Raw genomic sequence first — 21,480 nt, 5'->3', positions numbered from 1 at the left:
CGTGGCACGTAGAGCACGGGTGGACGCCGAACTTGTCCGTCGCGGACTCGCACGGTCACGAGATCATGCGCAAGAACTGATTTCCGCCGGGCGAGTTCTCATCTCGGGAGCCGTTGCGACCAAGCCTGCGACGGCGATCGAAGCCGGAACGCCACTTCGGGTCGTCGAGGTGGAGCAGGAAGTTTCGTGGGCGTCGCGGGGTGCTCACAAACTGATCGGCGCACTCGACGCCTTCGGTGCCGAAGGATTGACGGTCGAAGGTCGCCGTTGCCTCGACGCCGGCGCATCCACCGGTGGGTTCACCGATGTTCTGCTGACGCGTGGTGCGAAGGAAGTTGTCGCAGTCGACGTCGGCTACGGACAACTGGTGTGGCGCCTGCAGTCCGATGACCGGGTGCACGTCATCGACCGAACCAATGTTCGTGCAATTGATGCAGAGACCATCGGCGGAACTGTCGATCTCGTTGTCGCGGACTTGTCGTTCATTTCTCTCAAACTTGTACTCGGGGCGTTTGTCGCCTGTACTGCTGACGGCGCGGACCTGGTTCCGATGGTCAAGCCTCAGTTCGAGGTGGGCAAGGACCGCGTCGGTGCCGGTGGCGTCGTACGAGATCCGGAATTGCGAATCTCGGCTGTGCTCGACGTGTCGGAGGCTGCTGCAAAGGTAGGTCTGCGGACGTTAGGTGTTGTGGCCAGCCCATTGCCCGGTCCGTCGGGAAATGTCGAGTATTTCCTGTGGCTTCGAAAGACAGGTTCGCCCGGTGATCACGAGCCGGACACCGAGGGAATTCCTTCGGTGGAGGACATGATTCGCAAGGCTGTAGAGGAAGGGCCCCAGTGAACGCGGTCACGAACGGCGAGTCGCGCGAGATCCTTCTTGTCGCACACCCTGGTCGACGTGACATCACGGAAACCGCCAAACGAGTCGGGAAGATTTTCGAACGGGCGGGAATCGGGCTGCGAGTCCTCGTCGACGAAGCAGACAGCTCGCGCATCGAAGCAATGACGGAACCCGCGGGCTTCTCTGCGCCGGGTCTCGACGTCACGGTTGTTCATCCCGGCCCTGATGCTGCCGTCGGATGCGAGTTAGTTCTGGTTCTCGGTGGTGACGGCACATTTCTGCGCGCCGCCGAACTCGCTCAAGAAGCGTCCATTCCGGTACTGGGCATCAACCTCGGACGGATCGGATTTCTGGCAGAGACCGAGGCCGAGCATCTCGACGAGGCGCTCGCACAGGTAGTTCGCAAGGAATATCGCGTCGAGTCCCGTATGACACTCGACGTTGTGATTCGGGTGGACGACGAGATCATCGATCGCGGGTGGGCGCTCAACGAGGCCAGTATCGAGAATCGTTCGCGTCTGGGAGTTCTCGAAGTTGTCCTCGAAGTCGACGGCCGACCGGTGTCTGCCTTCGGTTGCGACGGTGTTCTCGTGTCCACTCCTACAGGCTCGACCGCTTACGCATTTTCCGCAGGCGGCCCTGTCGTGTGGCCCGAACTCGAAGCTTTGCTCGTCGTACCCAGCAACGCGCATGCGCTGTTCGCGCGGCCGTTGGTCACCAGCCCGAATTCGATCATCGCGGTGGAGACCGTCGCCGGTAGCCACGACGGCCTGGTCTTCTGCGACGGTCGTCGTACGTTGGAACTGCCTGCCGGCGCTCGCGTCGAGATCGTTCGCGGCGCCACTCCCGTCAAGTGGGTCCGGTTGGACTCTGCGCCCTTCGCTGATCGGATGGTTCGCAAGTTCGAGCTTCCGGTTACCGGATGGCGAGGAAGGAAGCCTTAATCGTGCTCGCAGAGATCCGTATCGACAGTCTTGGTGTGATCTCCGAGGCCAGCGCCCAGTTCCACGAGGGCCTGACCGTCCTGACCGGTGAAACCGGCGCAGGTAAAACGATGGTCGTCACCAGCTTGCACCTCCTCAGCGGAGCGCGAGCCGATGCCGGTCGGGTGCGGTTGGGCGCGTCGCGAGCCGTCGTCGAAGGACGATTCATCGCCGACGACGTCTCACCGGCCACCGAGCGTGAGATCGTCCGAATCCTGGAATCGTCCGGCGCCGAGCGCGACGAGGACGGGACCATCATCGCCGTCCGGACAGTCGGCAGCGACGGCCGCTCACGGGCTCATCTCGGCGGACGAAGCGTGCCGGCGGGAGTTCTCTCCGAATTCACGGACCCACTTCTGACTGTCCACGGACAGAACGATCAGCTGCGATTGCTTCGTCCCGACCAGCAACGCAATGCGCTGGACCGCTTCGGGGACAAGGCAATCGGAACGCTGCTGACGAGGTACCGCAAACACCGTCGTGAATGGCTCGATGCTCGTTCGGAGTTGATCGAACGCACGTCGAAGGCTCGTGAACTGGCGCAAGAAGCAGATCAGTTGACCTTCGCGCTCAACGAAATCGACGGCGTGGCACCCGAGCCAGGCGAGGACACGGCGATAGTTGCCGAAGTTCGACGACTCAGTGAACTCGATTCGCTCCGCTCGGCTGCGGAAGGGGCGCACGCTGCGCTCGCCGGTAGTGACGACATGGCAAGCGGCGACGTCGGGGTCATGCCGGCGCTAGACCTGATGTCCGAAGCGCGGGCGCGTATCGAGTCGGTCACCGACGCAGATCTGGACGGCCTCGGTTCCCGGTTGGCCGACGCTATTGCCGTCGTCACCGATGTTGCCGGTGACCTGAACACCTATCTGTCCGGGCTGCCCGCAGACCCGGGTGCTCTGGACTCGCTGCTGTCGCGGCAATCGGAACTGAAGACTCTGACTCGCAAGTACGCCGCCGATGTCGACGGTGTTCTCGAATGGGCAGATACCGCTCGCGCTCGTCTGTCCAAACTCGACGTGTCGTCGGATGCGTTGTCGCTGTTGGCCAAGCAGGTCGAGGAGACGGCTGGCCTCACCGCGGAAGCCGCCACAAAGCTGAGCGCCGCGCGAGTCAAGGCAGCGGCAAAGCTCGCCAAAGCCGTCAGCGCGGAACTCGCCGGTCTGGCGATGGGACGTGCGGGTCTCGAGGTGACTGTGCGCTCGCAGCCTGCCGGCCCGCAGGACTCGGCGCCGCTCAGCGTCGGGGGAGTAGACCTTCATGCCGGGTCTGCCGGCGTCGACGAGGTGGAATTCCGTCTGTCTGCGCACAGCGGGGCACCGTCACTTCCGATCAGCAAGAGCGCTTCCGGTGGCGAGCTGTCACGCGTCATGCTGGCGCTCGAGGTTGTTCTCGCTGGTAGCGACACCGGTGCGACGATGGTTTTCGACGAAGTGGACGCGGGGGTCGGTGGTCGCGCTGCTGTCGAGATCGGCCGCCGATTGGCGAAACTTGCTCGTACGCATCAGGTTATCGTCGTCACCCACCTTCCGCAGGTTGCTGCGTTTGCCGACACCCACCTCGTGGTGGACAAGGTCGACGACAAAGGCGGCGTGGTGAGCAGTGGCGTGCGGACCTTGTCGGATTCGGATCGGGTGGTCGAATTGGCCCGTATGTTGGCAGGGCTGGACGACACCGAGACCGGTCGTGCGCACGCCGAAGAACTGCTCGAGATCGCGAATGCGGCCCGCGTCACAGATTGAAGGTTCTGTGGTGTTGGTGTGACTGATGTGGTAGTTGTCGGCGCGCCTCCACCGGTCAACGCGGTTTCAGGTTCATCATCGAAGCCATGAAGATGCCCGGATTGCTCTCACGTAACACCGAATCCTTGCCTGGGATCAGTGGCATCGCCAGGGCCGATCGGAACACGGCGAAGCTTCTACGCCGCGTCGGTCCTGGAGACATCGTGATCCTCGACGAAGTCGACATCGATCGCCGGACCGCCGATGCTCTGGTGAAAGCCGGAGTCATGGCCGTGGTCAACGCGTCGCCGTCGATTTCGGGGCGGTACCCCAACCTCGGACCGGAAGTGATCGTCGCCAACGACATCGTTCTGATCGATGCCGTAGACGGTGACGTCTTCAAGAACGTCAAGGACGGCAGCAAGATCCGCCTGCACGAGGGCGAGATCTTCAACGGCGAGAAGAGCCTCGTCAAGGGCGAAGAGCAGACCGAGGCCGAGATCTCCGATCGGATGATCGAGGCCAAGACCGGCCTGGTCGATCACCTGGAAGCGTTCTCGGGTAACACCATCGAGTTCATCCGCACCGAAAGTCCTTTGCTGATCGACGGAATCGGTGTTCCGGACATCGACATCGACTTGAAGGATCGCCACGTCGTGGTCGTCTCCGACGGACCCGAACACGAGGCAGATCTGAAGAACCTCAAGCCCTTCATCAAGGAGTATTCGCCGATCCTGATCGGTGTCGGCGCAGGTGCGGACGTGTTGAGCAAGGCCGGATACCGCCCCGATCTGATCGTGGGCGACCCGGAAGAGATCACCAGTTCCACCCTCAAGTCCGGCGCGGAAGTTGTACTGCCCGCAGACCAGGACGGTCATGCGGCGGGGCTTTCCCGAATCCAGGATCTCGGTATCGGGGCGATGACGTTCCCGGCGACCTGCTCACCGACCGACCTTGCGTTGCTGCTCGCCGATCACCACGGAGCTTCACTGATCGTGACGGTCGGCAACGTGGTGTCCTTGGACGAGTTCTTCGACCGTGGGCGTCGTGAAAGCAATCCGTCGGCGTTCATGACACGGCTCAAGGTGGGACCGAAACTGGTCGACGCCAAGGCTGTGGCAACGCTGTATCGAAGTCGAGTGTCCGGCGGCGCGATCGCGCTCCTGGTGCTCGCCGCCCTGGTGGCAGTGATCGTCGCCCTGGTCGTGTCCAATGCCGGTAGTGAAGTTCTCGACTGGGCAATCGCAACGTGGAACAGCTTCGCGCTGTGGGTTCAGGGGCTCTTCAAGTGATTTCGATGCGTCAACATGCAATTTCCATAGCGGCAATCTTCCTGGCACTCGCGATCGGCGTGGTGCTCGGTTCCGGAATGCTGTCCAGTGGATTGCTTTCGGGTCTGCGCGACGACAAGGCGGACCTGCAGAACGAGATCGAAGACCTCAATCAACAGTCCAATCAGCTTCAGCAGCAACTCAATTCCGCGGACGGCTTCGATGCTGCTGTCGGCGGTCGCGTCGTGCGTGACAGTCTCGCTGGTCGCACCGTCGTCGTCATCACGGCACCGGACGCCGATCCCGGTGATCTCGACGGTGTCAACCGACTCGTCACTGCCGCCGGTGGCGCCGTGACCGGACGCGTCTCGCTCACCGATTCGTTTGTCGACGCCACGGGCGGTGACCGCTTGCGGACCGTCGTCACCAATGTCATCCCTGCGGGCATCACACTCAAGACCGGTGCGGTCGATCAGGGCAGTCTCGCGGGTGATCTGCTCGGTTCGGTTCTGCTTCTCAACGGGCAGAACAGCGAGCCGCAGAGCACTCCGGACGAGATGAATCTCGCGCTCGACTCGCTGCGTAGCGCCGGTTTCATCAGCTACGACGACGGAGCGGTCAAGCCGGCTCAACTCGCGGTGGTTCTCACCGGCGACAACAAGAGTGAATCCGACGCAGCCACCGGTAACCGCGGCGCCGTCATCGCCCGGTTCGCTGGTGCTCTCGACGGACGCGGCGCAGGAACGATTCTCGCGGGCCGGCCTGGCTCGGCCGAGGGCAGTGGTCCGGTTGCCGTCGCTCGTGCGGACGCGGCGCTCTCAGCGGGCTTGACGACCATCGACAACATCGATCGGGAGTCGGGCAAGATCACCACGCCGTTGGCGCTGCAGGAACAGTTGAACGGCGGCGCCGGCCGCTACGGCACGGGACCGGGAGCGGCGGCGGTCACCGTCGGCGCACCCACCAACTGAACACCCCGGTATTGATACGCCGGTCACATCGGGGGCGGAAAGTCGGCGCGTTGTAGGCACCGACCCCCGATAGGTGTTACCGTGAAATCCCGTGGGTCGGCAGGCCCCAGCATGCTTCATCAGACCAAGCCCTGCACAGTCGTCACGGGAGCCCCTTTGCCACAGTCACGCACTAACACGCGTACCGCCACCAAGCACATCTTCGTCAGCGGAGGTGTAGCTTCCTCGCTCGGCAAAGGTTTGACCGCCTCGAGCCTGGGACAGTTGTTGACCGCGCGGGGAATGCGCGTGACCATGCAGAAGCTCGATCCCTATCTCAATGTGGATCCGGGCACCATGAACCCCTTCCAGCACGGCGAGGTCTTCGTCACCGAAGACGGTGCCGAGACCGACCTCGACGTCGGACACTACGAGCGGTTCCTCGACCGTGACCTCTCCGGCCAGGCGAACGTCACCACCGGCCAGGTCTACTCGACGGTCATCGCCAAGGAACGCCGCGGCGAGTACCTCGGCGACACCGTTCAGGTCATCCCGCACATCACCGACGAGATCAAGCGTCGCATCCTCGAGATGAGCGGTCCGGATCTGCAGGGACACCGCCCGGACGTCGTGATCACCGAAATCGGTGGCACCGTCGGCGACATCGAATCGCAGCCCTTCCTCGAAGCCGCTCGCCAGGTCCGCCACGACGTCGGCCGCGACAACGTCTTCTTCCTGCACGTCTCCCTCGTGCCGTACCTCGGCCCCTCCGGAGAACTCAAGACCAAGCCCACGCAGCACTCGGTTGCGTCGTTGCGCAGCATCGGCATTCAGCCCGACGCGCTGATCCTTCGTTGCGATCGTGACGTTCCGCAGGGCCTCAAGAACAAGATCGCCCTGATGTGCGACGTGGACGTCGACGCCTGCATCTCGACGCCCGACGCTCCCTCGATCTACGACATCCCGAAGGTTCTGCACCGTGAGGGCCTCGACGCCTACGTCGTTCGCCAGCTCGGTCTCCCGTTCCGCGACGTCGACTGGACCGTGTGGGGCAACCTCCTCGATCGTGTTCACCAGCCGCGTGAGACCGTGCGGGTCGCGTTGGTCGGCAAGTACGTCGACCTGCCCGACGCATACCTCTCCGTCACCGAGGCACTGCGCGCCGGTGGATTCGCGAACCGGTCCAAGGTCGAGATCTCCTGGGTCCCGTCGGACGCCTGTGAGACCGAAGCCGGAGCGCAGGCCGCTCTCGGTGACGTCGACGGTGTTCTGATCCCCGGCGGCTTCGGCATCCGCGGCATCGAAGGCAAGCTCGGCGCGATCCGTTTCGCACGTTCGCGCAAGCTGCCGCTGCTGGGTCTGTGCCTGGGTCTGCAGTGCGTCGTCATCGAAGCTGCTCGTAGCGTCGGCCTCGACGATGCCAACTCGGCCGAGTTCGAGCCGGACACCAAGCATCCGGTCATCTCGACGATGGCTGATCAGGAAGACGTCATCGCCGGTGACGCCGACCTCGGTGGCACCATGCGTCTGGGTGCTTACCCGGCCGTGCTGACCAAGGGTTCCGTCGTCGCTCAGGCCTACGGAACCGAGGACGTCTCCGAGCGTCACCGTCACCGTTACGAGGTCAACAACACCTACCGCGACCGGATTGCCAAGTCCGGCTTGCAGTTCAGCGGAACCTCACCGGACGGCCACCTGGTCGAGTTCGTCGAGTACCCGCGTGAGCAGCATCCGTTCTTCGTTGCCACCCAGGCACACCCGGAGCTCAAGAGCCGCCCGACACGCCCGCATCCGCTGTTCGCCGCCTTCGTCGAAGCAGCGTTGACGTACAAGCTCGAAGAGCGCCTGCCCGTCGACGTCCACGGTGACGAGAAGATAGACACCGCCGCCACCGAGACGGCGCTCGACGCTGCAGTCGAGAACGTGGAAAAGGTCTAGCCACACATGAGCGATCCCGGTCGGCACGAATTCGACACCCTCGGCTCCAAGACGGTCTACACCGGCGCGATCATCGCGTTGCGCGTCGACACCGTTGCGATGCCTGGTGGTCAGCGTGCCGATCGGGAAGTCGTCGAACACCACGGCGCCGTTGCCGTCGTGGCACTGGACGAGCACGACAACCTGGTGCTGATTCACCAGTACCGTCACCCGCTCGGGCACCGGTTGTGGGAAATCCCTGCCGGTCTGCTCGACGCTGCGGGGGAGAGCCCGGTCGAGGCGGCAGCGCGCGAGCTGGGCGAAGAAACCGGACTCGGCGCCGATCGGTGGTCGGTGCTGGTCGATGTCGCTCTCTCACCCGGGTTCACGGACGAGGCGGTTCGCGTCTTCCTCGCCGAGGGGTTGCACGAGGTGGAGCGCGACGATCCCGAACACGAAGAAGCCGATCTCGAGATTTCGCGGGTTCCGCTCGCCGACGCCGTCGACATGGCGCTACGCGGCGACATCGTCAATGCCACAGCGGTATCAGGCATTCTCGCGATCGCCACCGCACGCGCGACGGGAAAGCCGCTACGCCCCGCCGACGCACCGTGGCCCGATCGTCCTCGCGCATTCGGAGAACGCAAGTCGCGAGCCTGAAGTGCTTGCCCGACAGGTGGACTCGTATCTCGACCATCTAGCGGTCGAGCGAGGATCTGCGCGCAATACTCTACTTTCCTATCGCCGCGACCTGAATCGGTACGCGGAGTACCTGCACGGACGCGGCATCGACGACGTCGCGGGCGTGACGGAGAACGACGTCACCGAATTCGTGACACATCTGCGCCTGGGTGACAAAGATTCCGGCGTCGTACCATTGGCGGCCAGTTCGGCAGCACGCACCCTGATCGCGGTTCGCGGATTCCACAAGTTTTCCGCCGCCGAAGGTCTGGTCAGCGTCGACGTGGCCCGAACGGTCAAGCCGCCGACGCCCGGACGCAAGCTGCCCAAGGCCCTGCCTCTCGACGACGTGATCGCCCTGCTCGACGCTTCGGGTGGCGGTGCGGCCGGTGACGGGCCCCGCGACCTGCGGGATCGCGCTCTGCTCGAGCTCCTGTACTCGACCGGAGCGCGAATCACCGAGGCGATCGATCTGGACGTCGACGACATCGATACCGAAACTCGTTCCGTGCTGCTCAAGGGCAAGGGCGGCAAGCAGCGGATCGTCCCCGTCGGCAGGCCGGCGATCGCCGCCGTCGACGCGTATCTCGTCCGCGGGCGCCCCAGCCTGGCGACGCGCGGTGTTCCTGCCCTCTTTCTCAACGCGCGCGGTGGACGCCTCTCGCGTCAAAGCGCGTGGCAGATACTTCAGGATGCGGCGGCGTCGGCCGGGATCAAGGCGGACGTCTCACCCCACACGCTCAGGCACTCGTTTGCCACACACCTGCTCGACGGCGGCGCGGACGTACGCGTCGTGCAGGAACTTCTCGGTCACGCTTCGGTAACCACGACGCAGATCTACACGCTGGTCACCGTCACCGCGCTGCGCGAAGTGTGGGCTCAGGCACACCCACGCGCCCGTTAGGCGTGGTTGGCTCATGCGTGTCTGCGAGACCATTCGGTGATGTAGGCGGTAGCGTTCAAGGAGCGCGAGCGGCCTCCACCGCAGTTTCGGGGGTTTGCCGGCGCCGAGAGCAACCGCCGAAAGAGTAGGGGAGCATCGGACCGTGTCGACATCGCAGCCACCAGCGGCGGAGTCCGCGCCGCCGCATGTCAATGCCCAACTCTTCGAGCGCGTGAACGAATCAGCACCAGCTGTACCCTCCGAACCAGAGGCGATGTTCGAAATAGATACGACGCCAGTAGCCTCTCCACCTGCGGAAACCCTCACCGTTTCCGCGGAAGAACTCGGCCCGACAGGTCGACCGGTCCGCGAGGTACCCCAACCGACACCGTTGGCGCACCACGGACCCGCGATGATCATCGCGATGTGCAACCAGAAGGGCGGCGTCGGCAAGACGACGTCGACCATCAACCTGGGTGCGTCGTTGGCCGAATACGGTCGCCGAGTGCTCCTGGTGGATCTCGATCCCCAAGGCGCGTTGTCTGCTGGACTGGGCGTCCAGCATCACGACCTGGAACTGACCGTCCATAACCTTCTGGTCGAACCGCGTGTGTCCATCGACGATGTGTTGATGCGCACTCGGGTCGACGGCCTCGACCTGCTGCCCAGCAACATCGACCTTTCGGCCGCCGAGATCCAATTGGTCACCGAGGTCGGACGTGAGCAGACCTTGGGGCGCGTGTTGCACCCTGTTCTCGATCGGTACGACTACGTGCTCATCGACTGCCAGCCGTCGCTTGGCCTGCTCACGGTGAATGCGCTGGCTTGCGCCGATTCGGTCATCATTCCGATGGAATGCGAGTACTTCAGCCTGCGCGGCCTGGCACTCCTCAACGACACCGTCGAAAAGGTGCACGATCGTCTCAATCCCAAGCTGGAGTTGGCCGGTATCGTCGTCACGATGTTCGACGCCCGGACTCTGCACGCTCGTGAGGTGATGGCGCGAGTCGTCGAGGTGTTCGGCGACGTCGTCTACGACACGGTGATCAACCGCACCGTCCGATTCCCCGAAACCAGCGTCGCCGGTGAGCCGATCACGACGTGGGCGCCGAAATCGGCTGGGGCCGAGGCATATCGAGCATTGGCCCGCGAGGTCATTCACCGGTCTGGTCGTTAGTGGAACTGATTGCATCGCAAGAAGATTCGGTCGAAGTCGAGCCGGATTCGATCGACCCGAACGTGCCGACCGACGCTCAGACCGCAGCCAAGGCTGCCGGTTTCCGAGTCACTCTCCGGAACTTCGAAGGCCCGTTCGATCTGCTGTTGAACCTGATCAATCAACGACAGCTCGATGTCACCGAAGTCGCCCTGCACACCGTCACTGACGATTTCATCGCATACACCAAGGAACTCGGCAGTGCGATGGGCCTCGATCAGACAACAGAGTTTCTGGTCGTCGCAGCCACTCTTCTGGACCTGAAAGCGGCAAGGCTGTTGCCCGCCGGGCAGGTCGAGGACGCGGAGGATCTGGCGCTTCTCGAAGCCCGCGACCTTCTCTTCGCGCGACTGCTGCAGTACCGGGCGTACAAACAAGTTGCGGCGCTGTTCGGTGAGTTGGAGGAAGCAGCGCTGCGGCGCTATCCGCGCTCGGTTGCCGTCGAGGATCAGTTCACCGAACTCCTGCCCGAGGTGTTGTTGGGCGTCGATCCTCAGCGTTTTGCGGAGATCGCGGCGACGGTGTTCACACCGCGTCCGGTGCCGACGGTGGGCCTCGATCACCTCCATGTGTCCAATATCTCGATACCCGAGCAGGCTGAGCGAATTCTCGAGTTGCTGCGCGAGCGAGGCATAGGGGAGTGGACACCCTTCGGGGACCTCGTTGCCGAGTGTGAGATCACCGTCGAGATAGTCGCAAGATTTCTCGCGTTGCTCGAGCTGTATCGCCGGCAGGTCATCGTGTTCGAGCAACCCGAAGCCCTCGGGCCGCTGATGGTGAGTTGGACCGGAGACGACCCGGCCGCGCCGGTCACAGAGGAGGACTACGGATGAACGCCGAGCCGACGGAATCGGAATCTTCGCAGCTAGACGAGATGATCGAGCCTACCGACCCGGCCGCGGATTCCGAAGATTCCGCCCCCGATTTCGAACTCGACGACGATCAACTCGACGCAGTGCTGGAGTCGCTTCTGCTTGTCGTGGATTCGCCGGCCGAAGTGAACCAACTCGCATCTGTCACCGGAACCGCGCCGGAACGAGTCGAAGAACGCCTGACGTCGATGTCAGCCGCATTGACCGCTCGCGGCAGCGGAATGGACCTTCGCTACGCGGGCGACGGATGGCGTCTGTACACGCGACAAGAGTTTGCCCCGTACGTGGAAAAGCTGCTATTGGACGGCGCACGCACCAAATTGACCAGGGCGGCATTGGAAACTTTGGCCGTAGTCGCATACCGTCAACCGTTGACTCGTGCGCGGATCAGTGCGGTACGAGGCGTCAACGTGGACGGGGTGGTACGCACCCTCCTTGCCCGCGGACTGATCGCGGAAGCCGGGCCTGACCCGGACACCAACGCGACACGGTACTCCACGACCGAACTGTTCCTCGAACGGCTCGGCCTGGCCTCGCTGAGCGAGCTCCCGGAGTTGGCCCCGCTCTTGCCTGATGTCGATCTCATCGACGACATCAGCGAAAGCCTGGAATCCGATCCGCGATTTGCGAGAATGAACAAGGCAGACGTGCCCGCTGACGTAGTGGACACCGAAGTCGACGACTGACCGGAATCCCGGCGCTCGTCAGCACCGAGAAAGACCCGACCACGCTCGGGAAACAGTAGAAAACTGACAGGAAAAAAGTGAACAATCCCGCTCGCCGAGATGGCACACCGGACCGTAACAACTCCCGCGACAACCGCGGCGCACGCAGCGATGCACCCCGTGGTGGTCGCAGCGACGCCCCCCGCGGCGCACGTAGCGAAGCGCCCCGTGGTGGACGCAGCAACACTTCCCGCAGTACCTCTGGATACGACCGCAACGCCGGATCCGACCGTCCCCGCACGGACGACCGTCGCGGTGGATTCAATGATGACCGTCGCCCGCCGCGCAGTGATGACCGTCGCCCGCCGCGCAGCGATGACCGTCGCCCCGCACGTACCGACGACCGTCGTGGTGGCTACAACGACGACCGTCGCGGACCGCGCACTGACGACCGCCGCGGACCCCGCAGCGATGACCGCCGTACCCCCCACGTCGACGCCCGTCGCGCACCGCGTGGCGGCGCTGACCGTCGTAGTGACGATCAGCGCGGCGCACGCCCCGACGCTCCTCGCGGCGGCGCATGGTCGAACGCACCTCGTGGGTCCAAGTTCGACGGACCTCCGCGCAAGCGCCCGGCAGCCCCGACACCGCCGGCGACCAACAAGCGTGGCAAGCCGAAGACCGAGAAGCCGCAGCGCGTCGTCTCTCAGAACCCGTTGGTCTCCAACGCCAAGCCGGCGCGTCATCAGCATGCCGAGATCACCAAGCACGACGGCCCGCCGAAGGGCGACGGCGTCCGCTTGCAGAAGGTGCTGGCTCAGGCCGGCGTCGCATCACGCCGCGCTGCTGAAGAACTGATCGATCAGGGTCGCGTCGAGGTCGACGGCCGCATCGTGGTCGAACAGGGTCTGCGTGTCGACCCCGAGAACGCAGTGGTTCGTGTCGACGGCGTCCGCGTCGTCGTGCAGAAGGACCTCGTCTACCTCGCGATGAACAAGCCGCGTGGCTGGCAGTGCACCATGTCCGACGATCTCGGTCGTCCGTGCGTCGGCGACATCGTCTCCGAGCGCGTTCAGTCGGGTCAGCGACTCTTCCACGTCGGCCGCCTCGACGCCGACACCGAAGGCTTGCTCCTCTTCACCAACGACGGCGATCTGGCTCACCGCCTGATGCACCCGTCGTTCGAGGTTCCGAAGACGTACCTCGCCACGGTTCACGGCGTTGTCGAGCGCAGCACCGGCAAGCAGTTGCGCGACGGTGTCACCCTCGACGACGGTCCGGCCAAGGTGGACGCGTTCACCGTGCTCGAGATCAACGAGGGCAAGACGCTCGTCAAGCTGGTTCTGCACGAGGGTCGTAAGCACATCGTGCGTCGCCTCCTCGATGCCGTCGGTCACCCCGTTGTCCGTCTGGTTCGCACCAACGTCGGAGTTGTCGCCCTCGGCGATCAGCGTCCGGGAACGCAGCGCGTCCTCGGACGTAGCGAGGTCGGTGGACTGTACGAGGCGGTCGGCCTGTGACCGATTCGTCCATGCCGCTGGTAGTCGCTATGGACGGACCGTCCGGAACCGGCAAGTCCAGCGTCTCTCGCGCGTTGGCGCAGCGTTTGGGCGCTCGCTACCTCGACACCGGAGCCACCTACCGGATCGCGACCCTGCACGTGCTGCGTCAGGGAATCGATCTGGCGGATTCCGCCGCGATCACGGCCGCCGTTGCGGCGTTGCCATGGTCCATCGGTACCGATCCGAGCAGCGAGCAGGTGCATCTCGACGGCGCGGACGTCAGCGAGGAGATCCGCGGCGACGCGGTAACCAAGGCTGTCTCCGCGGTGTCGGCCGTACCCGAAGTTCGCGACCTGCTGGTCGCCACTCAGCGTGAGTTGGCGGCGGGTGCGGACCGGATCGTCGTGGAAGGTCGCGACATCGGAACCGTCGTACTCCCCGATGCAGACGTCAAGATCTTCTTGACCGCATCGGCGGAAACCCGTGCGGCACGGCGCAATACGCAGAACATCGGCCAAGGCCGTGAAGACAATTACGAAGCGGTGCTGGCTGATGTGCAGCGCCGTGACCATCTCGATTCGACTCGGGCAGTGTCGCCGTTGCGCCCTGCCGACGACTCCATTCTGGTGGATACGAGCGAATTGGGAATTGAAGATGTGATCGCCAAGTTGCTGTTGGTGGTCAGCGACAGAACTGGAGCAGTGCAGTGAGCGACGATCTGGTAACCGAATATGCCGGTGACGGAACTTGGTCCGAGGAATCGGAGTGGGATTACGCCGATCTCGAAGCGGACGGCGAAGGCGAAGCGCACATTGCCGTCCCGACCTTGGCTGTTGTCGGTCGACCGAACGTCGGCAAGTCGACGCTCGTCAACCGCATCATCGGCCGTCGTGAAGCGGTAGTCGAGGACATCCCCGGCGTTACCCGTGACCGCGTCTCCTACGAGGCGAACTGGGCCGGACGACGCTTCCTCGTCCAGGACACCGGCGGATGGGAGCCCGACGCAAAGGGTCTTCAGCAGGCCGTTGCCCGGCAGGCCGAGTTGGCCATGGGAACGGCTGATGCCATTCTCCTGGTCGTCGACGCTGTTGTCGGCGCTACGGCGACGGACGAAGCTGTGGCTCGCGTGCTTCGCCGCTCGAAGACTCCGGTCATCCTCGTTGCCAACAAGGTGGACGACGGACGCACCGAGTCCGAGGTTGCAGCGCTGTGGTCGTTGGGCCTCGGTCAGCCGTACTCCGTGAGTGCGACCCACGGCCGCGGCACCGGCGACCTGCTCGACGAGGTTCTCGAGAAGCTGCCGGAAACCCCGCGTGAAGGTATCCCCGGCGGCGGTCCGCGTCGTGTTGCTCTCGTCGGAAAGCCGAATGTCGGAAAGTCCAGCTTGCTCAACAAGCTGTCCGGTGACGAGCGGTCCGTCGTGCACAATGTTGCCGGCACCACCGTCGACCCCGTCGACTCCATCGTCGAACTCGGCGGGCGCCCTTGGCGTTTCGTCGACACGGCTGGTCTGCGCAAGCGTGTCAGCCATGCCAGCGGTGCCGAGTTCTATGCGTCGCTGCGTACGAAGAGCGCGATCGAGGCCGCTGAGGTTGCGATCCTGCTGATCGACGCACACGAGCCGATCACCGAGCAGGACCTGCGTGTTCTGAGCATGGTGGCCGACACGGGTCGTGCATTGGTGATCGCATTCAACAAGTGGGACCTCGTGGACGAGGACCGTCGACTCATGCTGGACAAGGAAGTGGACCGCGATCTGGTCCGCGTTCCGTGGGCTCAGCGAGTCAACATCTCCGCCCACACCGGTCGCGCCGTGGCGAAGCTCGTGCCGGCTCTCGACACGGCTCTGGAGTCCTGGGACAAGCGCATCCCCACGGGTCGCCTGAACACCTGGCTCAAGGAAGTTGTGGCAGCAACGCCGCCTCCGATGCGTGGTGGTCGCCTTCCTCGCATCATGTTCGCGACGCAGGCAAGCACACGCCCGCCGACATTCGTTCTCTTCACCACGGGCTTCCTCGAGGCCGGCTACCGCCGCTTCATCGAGCGGCGTCTGCGTGAAGAGTTCAACTTCGACGGCAGCCCGATCCGCGTATCCGTCCGAGTGCGCGAGAAGCGTGATCGTAAGGGCCGCTGATTCTGCGTCCAATTCGGTACTGAAACGGCTCTGACCAGCCGATTGGTACTTCGGCCCGTCCCTGATGTAGTCTTTCCAAGCGCCCGAAACAAGGGCGTGGGACGGGCTGTGGCGCAGCTTGGTAGCGCACTTGACTGGGGGTCAAGTGGTCGCAGGTTCAAATCCTGTCAGCCCGACCGAAGTTAGATCAAAAAGGCAGTTTCTCAGAAATGAGAAACTGCCTTTTTTGTGCCTTCAGAGGTTCGGCAACGGATCGCGCGGGAAGTCCTGCGGTGACGTGATCTCCGCGTCGGCAGCGTTCACGACTGCAACATATTCTTCGTCGGTTTCGCGCTCATCAGAACGTCTGCTGGAAACGCGTAGTGGATCTCGTCGTCTGGATGCAAGTGGGAGCGAAGGCGCGCACGGACACTCGCGGAAACCGGCATGCGCGGAAGGCTAGCTCAGGTTCGCTGACTGAGGCGAATATTGTGAACGGCAACGGTTACTCCGAAGAGCGCGATCAGAATGGCGGTAAAGATTGCTGCCAACCACCACGGCGCCGAACCTGCTGTATTCAGCCAGATGGTCAGTGCACCGAAAATTGTAGTCGGAATGCCGACAGCACGAGACAGGTCGACGTTCCTCGGATTGACCGGCGGTGTTCTCCACCAATGAAGGCGATGTCCTCGATTCTCACGCAGCATTCGCAGGATGGACCAGACAGTAGGCGGCAGACCAATCGCGAGGATGACCATCCCGCCAATGATCGCCAAAGTGCACCCGTCTCGGAAGTACGTCACGGCAACGCCCACAACACCTGCAAAACCGATGGCCGTGAATACTTTCCACGCCGGGGTTATGGACTGGCCATGCGGTTGTGTTGCCATGCAAGCACCCTTCCACAAAACATAATCGAAAACTTCAACCCTGTTGCGGCCGTCGATTGTGCATCATGGTGACAATCAAACTCGGTAGGCCGTTAACTACTCCGAGTACAGCGACTGCGATACCCGCACTCAAGAGAGGTGCTGTCTCCCAATAGTTGTCGACGATGGCAGATGCTCCGATCAAGCTCGATACCCAGCCCGTGAGTTGAGCACGTCGGACATGTTGTGCCGCTCGCGAGGAGGTCGGTCCTACCGAGAGAGGTAATCTCCGCCCGTAGTCGCCGTGAGTTGCGAGGCGAGCGCCATAGATATGGGCACCAGTGGCAAGCGCCAGTGCTCCCCATGCGATCAACATAGTTTGATCCATTCTTTGATTAGCGTTGACGGTATCGACCTTCCACGCAGTTCGAGTCGTAATTGCTTTCTTCTCCGGAGCGCAATTTCGCCTACTGGCATGATCTCTTCTTATGATTGGGATTCGGATCGCGTGGGTTGTATTGGCGGTCGCCACCGGGATTCTGGGATCCGCGACGGCACAGTGGCCGCTGTACGAGATCACCGATTGCGAAATAGGCCTCGGCCCGCTCAGTTCTGCCGATTGTTACCGCTCGATTCACGACTATTTCGGGCGGGAGCTCTTCTTGGTGCTGGCGTTGCCGGTGGCTCTGTGCGTTATTCCAGCCGTGATCCCACGACCATTAGTTTCCTGGATCGTCTCGGCGACAATGCTTTGCGCTGCAGTACTGGGTTTCTTTACCGCTTTCAGCTCTGGTATGCCTTCTCTGCTGTCGATGGTGGGGAGCCTCCCTGCTGCAGTGCTGGCATTGGTACTTGCTGCGGTGCATCAGGGGATCGCATTGCGCAACAAGGGCGCCATTGCGCGTGCGCGCAGTGGGGTTCGCGATACGCAGCCGAGTGAGTGATCAGTCGGGGCTGAAGAACAGTTCCATCGAGATCCAGAACCACGCCACCATTGCTGCCACAGAAAGGAACGCGAGCACCAATGGCAACGCGAATTGCCTGCCGGTGCGGCTGGGAATAGTCATAAGTCCGAGAATGACGAACACGGCGGCAGGCGCCGCCCAACTTATCCAGTAGGTGAGCGGTGGCGGGTTGGGGCCGAACGACGTGAACGAACGGTTCGGATAAAGCTGCGGCTGCGGGACATCTGCGAAATGTTGCCACAGGAGTACCAACGGCAGATAGCCGAACAGCCCGAGCAGAAGGCCGACGACGAGTCCCGCGAAGATTCGCTCGCCCCTCATCTCGATGCGCCCGTCGGAATCAATCGTTCCACCGCCTATGCCACTTCTGGAAAGTCACGAGCCTGCATCCGTAGTGCCCACGCCCGGGCCGCAACGAACGTCACGGCCAATACGAGCACCACCAGCAGTACGACTGCAATCCAGGTGGGAGCGGCGGTGGAAAAGCCCAGCTTCCACGCAGTACCGACACCTACAGTCGTCGCCGCCAACGCCCCGACCGGAAGCATCGCCGCGACCGCTCGCGTCGTGCGAACGGTAAGTCGATCCCCGGCAGCGCGGAGGACTCCGAACACGGCGGCGACCGAAATGCCATACGCCAGGAGACCGCTTACGGCATAGACCAGGAGCGGGGACCATCCGATATCAACCGACCCGGTGAATGCCATGCCGATCAAGACCAACAGGGGCGTCAACCCAAGCGTGACGCCTGCGAGGCCTGCCACCACAGTTGGAACCATTCGATTGTCCTGGCCTCCGGAGATTCGCACGCCCGCGAGGCGGAGCACGAACCCGGTCAGCGCGCCCAGAAGGGCGCCGATCACCGCAGCCTCGATGGGCCAGGTCCATTGCGATTCACCCGCGAAGCCCGAGATTGTGGTGCCACCCGAAAAGAGGGTGATCGTGGCGGACGCCTGTGCCGATCCCTGTGTCAGCGCCGCCGTGACGATGGCAACGGTCGCACCGAACAAAGCAAACCCGAGTGCCTGTTTCCACATCTAGCCATCTTGACCCATCCCGCGGGAGAATTCGGCACAACGGCAGTCTCATCCGGATGCCTTCTCACTGTGCAGATTGGGGCGCAGCCGACTTCGGCGATAATTGTGTGAAGGGGCTGGTGGTGACACCCTCGTCGTATCACCACCAGCCACGTTCGACACTCACGACCTGCTGTCACGCACGCAATCGGCGACGTGCTGCCAGTGCTGCCGGAAATCCGAGATCTGCATCGATCACTTCACCGGAGAGACGTTCCGAGATTTCGATCAGTCGACTGCATCCGGTCTCTCCGATCGCCTCGTACGGGTACGACCCCAGCACATCGGTCTGATGCTCAACCCGCTTTCGGCGATCGCGACCCACCTCGTTCAGGTGAAGCTCGGGGCCGTCTTCGAGCCATCCACGCGCCCGCACACTTTCGACGCCTTCCGCCCACTGATCGTTGTCCCATGCCCGGCTCATTTGCAGAGCAGCAGCAGGAACATCACCGGTTGCGGCGTGGACTACCAACGCTTCGACACCGTTGAGTCCCTCGGCGTGAAGAAGTGCGACATGAGAATCTCCGCGAAACTCCCGGAGCAAGGATTGGGCATGCCACAACACGAGATGAGGCTCCTCAGGCCACGGCAATGATGCGTGCCCACCGAACAGGGGTCGCCCTTGTGGTCTGTTGCAGGCGCGTTCCGCGGCTCGACGTGCGAGTTCGGCAGCTTCGCGAACTTCGGTGCCGTCGACATGTTCTCCCCAGGCCTTGCGCAGCGAACGGTCGACAGCGTCGAGTCGAGCGGTGAGGATCTGTTCGGGGGTGGCGATTGTCCAGGCTTCCGGCAGCACCGCGTGTACCAGTTCGGGGTTGAAGTTGAAGAACGTAGCGATGGTGACTTCAGCCGCTACTGCGCCCATGGGCGCAGACCGCGAAGCGAAGTAGCCCATTCGAGGGTGTGTAAAGCCCAGTGCGGCATATGCTTCCGCGCCGAAAGGGGTGAAGTAGATCATGCCGTGTATTGGTTCGGCTCCACGGAAGACGCGGCGCGCGGTTTCTGGTGCGATCGAGGTCATCGATAGTCCTTCATGCTGGTGGTGTGGTCTTCGAACAGTCGAGTCGGATGGTTGTTCTACGCCGGCTATCTCCCTCTGACATACATGCGGTCCCGGACGGCATCACCCACTCGGTAGACGGCCAGGACGACCAATGAAATCAGAATGCCGGAGGGGAGAATCTGTTGTGGTGCACTCAAGATGTGCAGGTACGCATCGGATAAGTCACCGCCCCAACTCGGAGTGGGGGGCTGTATTCCCAACCCCAGGAATGAGAGTGCCGCCTGCGCGAGAAAAGTCAGGCCGGTGAGCACGGTCACCTGAACGACAACCGGCCCGATTGCGTGCGGAAGAAGATGACGCAGGAGCACTACGTGCGGCGGGCATCCTGAGAGTCGCGCGCTCAGAACGAAGTCTCGGTTCCTCGTTTCGCTGACCCCGGCAGCCAGAATTCTTGCAATTGTGGGTGCATAGACGACTCCGAGCGCTGACATCGACGTGATCAGGCTCGGCCCCAGAACACCGGTAATAGCCACTGCGAGAACCAAACCTGGGAATGCCAGCAATGCGTCCGCCACCCGGAGGAGTGACGCGCCGATCCAGCGTGGCCAATATCCGGCGATCAACCCCCACGGAATTCCCAACAGCAGACTGACAGCGACAGCGATCGCGACGCCGAAGAAGGCGGAGCGTCCTCCCCAGATCAATCGACTGAGCACGTCACGACCGAAGCCGTCAGTGCCAAGCAGGTGCTGTGCACTCGGACCGGCGAACGTGTTGGTCAGGTTCTGATCGGTCGGACTGTGCGGAGCCACGAACGAGGCCAAGACGGACGCCGCTATCAGCGTGCCGAGAAAGCAGTAGCTGAGCCATAATCCGGGGTGCAGTCGAGGGAGAGCCCACTTGGAGCGGGTCTCGCCTGCGGTGGTCAGCGCGAGTTGGCTCACGAGATCGTTCCCTTCCTCAATTGTGGGCTGATCATGTTGTTGACGACGTCGACCAGGATGTTCACGAGAAGCACGATCACGACGAACAGCAACACAATGCCTTGAAGCATCGGATAATCTCGCGTGTCGATCGCAATGACGAGAGCGCTCCCGAGGCCCGGCAGCACGAAGATCTGCTCGAGAATGACCGTCGCACCCAGCATCGCCACGGCGAGCAATCCATAGACAGTGACAATCGTGGGAACGATGTTTCGTAGCGCGTAGCGCCACACGATCTTCCGCTCGTCGATACCCATCGCACGCGCAGTTCGTACGTAGTCACTTGACAGTGTCTCGATCATCGCAGCCCTGGTCTGCCGAACCGCAATCGATGCTGCGCCGGCAGCGAGCGCCGTTGCTGGTAGGACCAAATGGCTCAGGTTGTCGATCACACTGTTCTCGAGAGGAACCCAGCCGAGCACCGGTAGAACTCCCAAACCGAGGGCGAAGACATCGACCAGCACGATAGCGAGGAAGAAGTCCGGTACCGCGAGTCCGATCCCCGAAACCGTGCGGGTCAGACCATCGCTGCGTCGTCCCTGCCGCGTCGCGGTCCACACACCGAGCGGTATGGCGACGACGGCGGACAGTAACAGTGCGAGTACAACGAGCTCGGCGCTCGCCGGCAGGCGCGCAAGGATCTGTGGGCCGACGGGGGCGCTGTTCTGTAGCGACGTTCCCAGATCTCCGTGCAGAGCCGACACCACCCAGTTCCAGTACTGGACCAGCAGAGGTTGATTCAATCCGAGGCGCTCGTTGAGTGCCGCGATGGCTTCATCGCTGCCGTTCGGACCGAGAAGTGCCTCGGCTGGTCCACCGGGGATTATCCGGATAAGGGCAAAGGTTATGAAACTAGCGATAATCGCGGTAGGAATTATCTGTGCGAACCGGACGCCGATCATCCGTATGTAAGGATTCACCGGCGATCGGTGAGGGTTTCGGGTCGGAACGCTCTCAGGCTCGGGGGCC

21 protein-coding genes and 1 tRNA gene are annotated in these 21,480 nt (G+C 62.9%); 16 read left to right on the top strand and 6 right to left on the bottom strand.

Annotated elements, in window-relative coordinates:
- Position 1 precedes the first annotated feature (1 nt).
- From AOT96_RS26470 to AOT96_RS26400, 15 genes are all read left to right on the top strand, one after another.
- Positions 2-841, top strand: coding sequence for a TlyA family RNA methyltransferase (locus AOT96_RS26470; RefSeq protein ID WP_003946142.1), 840 nt, complete (start codon positions 2-4; stop codon positions 839-841).
- Positions 838-1,785 carry an NAD kinase gene (locus AOT96_RS26465; RefSeq protein ID WP_003946132.1) on the top strand — a complete coding sequence of 316 codons (948 nt, stop codon included), beginning with the start codon at positions 838-840 and terminating at the stop codon, positions 1,783-1,785. Before AOT96_RS26470 ends, AOT96_RS26465 begins: the two co-directional genes overlap by 4 nt.
- A 2-nt stretch (positions 1,786-1,787) precedes the next feature.
- A complete protein-coding gene (recN, locus tag AOT96_RS26460; RefSeq protein WP_064444633.1) occupies positions 1,788-3,566 on the top strand; it encodes a DNA repair protein RecN in 1,779 nt (592 codons plus the stop codon).
- An 86-nt stretch (positions 3,567-3,652) separates the two neighbouring features.
- The gene (steA, locus tag AOT96_RS26455; RefSeq protein ID WP_007731902.1) at positions 3,653-4,837 is read left to right on the top strand and encodes a putative cytokinetic ring protein SteA; all 1,185 of its coding nucleotides are present in this window, start codon (positions 3,653-3,655) and stop codon (positions 4,835-4,837) included.
- A complete protein-coding gene (locus tag AOT96_RS26450; RefSeq protein ID WP_007731900.1) occupies positions 4,834-5,787 on the top strand; it encodes a copper transporter in 954 nt (317 codons plus the stop codon). Before steA ends, AOT96_RS26450 begins: the two co-directional genes overlap by 4 nt.
- A 156-nt stretch (positions 5,788-5,943) precedes the next feature.
- Entirely contained in the window at positions 5,944-7,704 is a 1,761-nt protein-coding gene (locus tag AOT96_RS26445) for a CTP synthase (RefSeq protein WP_003946139.1), read from the top strand.
- Positions 7,705-7,710: 6 nt separating this feature from the next.
- Positions 7,711-8,343 carry an NUDIX domain-containing protein gene (locus tag AOT96_RS26440; RefSeq protein WP_019748589.1) on the top strand — a complete coding sequence of 211 codons (633 nt, stop codon included), beginning with the start codon at positions 7,711-7,713 and terminating at the stop codon, positions 8,341-8,343.
- Between the two features lies 1 nt (position 8,344).
- On the top strand, positions 8,345-9,268 hold the full coding sequence (gene xerD, locus AOT96_RS26435; RefSeq protein WP_007731892.1) for a site-specific tyrosine recombinase XerD: 924 nt from the start codon (positions 8,345-8,347) through the stop codon (positions 9,266-9,268).
- Between the two features lie 142 nt (positions 9,269-9,410).
- A complete protein-coding gene (locus tag AOT96_RS26430; RefSeq protein WP_003946138.1) occupies positions 9,411-10,424 on the top strand; it encodes a ParA family protein in 1,014 nt (337 codons plus the stop codon).
- Positions 10,425-10,474: 50 nt separating this feature from the next.
- Positions 10,475-11,296, top strand: a complete 822-nt coding sequence (locus tag AOT96_RS26425) for a segregation and condensation protein A (protein WP_046379919.1) — start codon at positions 10,475-10,477, stop codon at positions 11,294-11,296.
- Positions 11,293-12,021 (top strand): SMC-Scp complex subunit ScpB, encoded by a 729-nt coding sequence (scpB, locus tag AOT96_RS26420; protein WP_064444632.1) that lies wholly within the window; start codon positions 11,293-11,295, stop codon positions 12,019-12,021. Before AOT96_RS26425 ends, scpB begins: the two co-directional genes overlap by 4 nt.
- 77 nt (positions 12,022-12,098) lie before the next feature.
- Positions 12,099-13,520, top strand: a complete 1,422-nt coding sequence (locus AOT96_RS36625) for a pseudouridine synthase (RefSeq protein ID WP_019748584.1) — start codon at positions 12,099-12,101, stop codon at positions 13,518-13,520.
- An 11-nt stretch (positions 13,521-13,531) separates the two neighbouring features.
- Positions 13,532-14,212, top strand: coding sequence for a (d)CMP kinase (cmk, locus tag AOT96_RS26410; protein WP_030537500.1), 681 nt, complete (start codon positions 13,532-13,534; stop codon positions 14,210-14,212).
- The gene (gene der / locus AOT96_RS26405; protein WP_003946199.1) at positions 14,209-15,636 is read left to right on the top strand and encodes a ribosome biogenesis GTPase Der; all 1,428 of its coding nucleotides are present in this window, start codon (positions 14,209-14,211) and stop codon (positions 15,634-15,636) included. The genes cmk and der overlap by 4 nt, the downstream gene beginning before the upstream one ends.
- 102 nt (positions 15,637-15,738) lie before the next feature.
- Positions 15,739-15,812, top strand: a tRNA-Pro gene (locus tag AOT96_RS26400).
- Positions 15,813-16,079: 267 nt separating this feature from the next.
- On the opposite strand, the gene AOT96_RS26395 is transcribed toward AOT96_RS26400, so the two are convergent.
- On the bottom strand, positions 16,080-16,505 hold the full coding sequence (locus AOT96_RS26395) for a hypothetical protein (protein ID WP_065352507.1): 426 nt from the start codon (positions 16,503-16,505) through the stop codon (positions 16,080-16,082).
- A 467-nt stretch (positions 16,506-16,972) separates the two neighbouring features.
- On the opposite strand from AOT96_RS26395, the gene AOT96_RS26390 reads away from it, so the two are divergent.
- Positions 16,973-17,428 (top strand): hypothetical protein, encoded by a 456-nt coding sequence (locus AOT96_RS26390; protein WP_021333520.1) that lies wholly within the window; start codon positions 16,973-16,975, stop codon positions 17,426-17,428.
- On the opposite strand, the gene AOT96_RS26385 is transcribed toward AOT96_RS26390, so the two are convergent.
- The 5 genes from AOT96_RS26385 to AOT96_RS26365 all read right to left on the bottom strand — a co-directional run bounded on the left by AOT96_RS26385 (position 17,429) and on the right by AOT96_RS26365 (position 21,431).
- The gene (locus tag AOT96_RS26385; RefSeq protein WP_042451032.1) at positions 17,429-17,770 is read right to left on the bottom strand and encodes a hypothetical protein; all 342 of its coding nucleotides are present in this window, start codon (positions 17,768-17,770) and stop codon (positions 17,429-17,431) included.
- A gap of 35 nt (positions 17,771-17,805) precedes the next feature.
- Positions 17,806-18,486, bottom strand: a complete 681-nt coding sequence (locus tag AOT96_RS26380) for a hypothetical protein (RefSeq protein ID WP_050656160.1) — start codon at positions 18,484-18,486, stop codon at positions 17,806-17,808.
- A gap of 175 nt (positions 18,487-18,661) precedes the next feature.
- Entirely contained in the window at positions 18,662-19,546 is an 885-nt protein-coding gene (locus AOT96_RS26375) for an SCO6745 family protein (RefSeq protein ID WP_030537506.1), read from the bottom strand.
- A gap of 65 nt (positions 19,547-19,611) precedes the next feature.
- Complete coding sequence (locus AOT96_RS26370; protein ID WP_020969703.1) at positions 19,612-20,472, bottom strand: ABC transporter permease; 861 nt, start codon at positions 20,470-20,472, stop codon at positions 19,612-19,614.
- Positions 20,469-21,431, bottom strand: a complete 963-nt coding sequence (locus AOT96_RS26365) for an ABC transporter permease (RefSeq protein ID WP_158510646.1) — start codon at positions 21,429-21,431, stop codon at positions 20,469-20,471. Before AOT96_RS26365 ends, AOT96_RS26370 begins: the two co-directional genes overlap by 4 nt.
- Positions 21,432-21,480 lie beyond the last annotated feature (49 nt).

Source organism: Rhodococcus sp. 008 (assembly GCF_001682295.1).
GTDB classification, from domain to species: domain Bacteria; phylum Actinomycetota; class Actinomycetes; order Mycobacteriales; family Mycobacteriaceae; genus Rhodococcus_F; species Rhodococcus_F qingshengii.
Note: the sequence above shows the minus strand (reverse complement) of the source record. Positions and strands in the feature narration are given on the sequence as shown.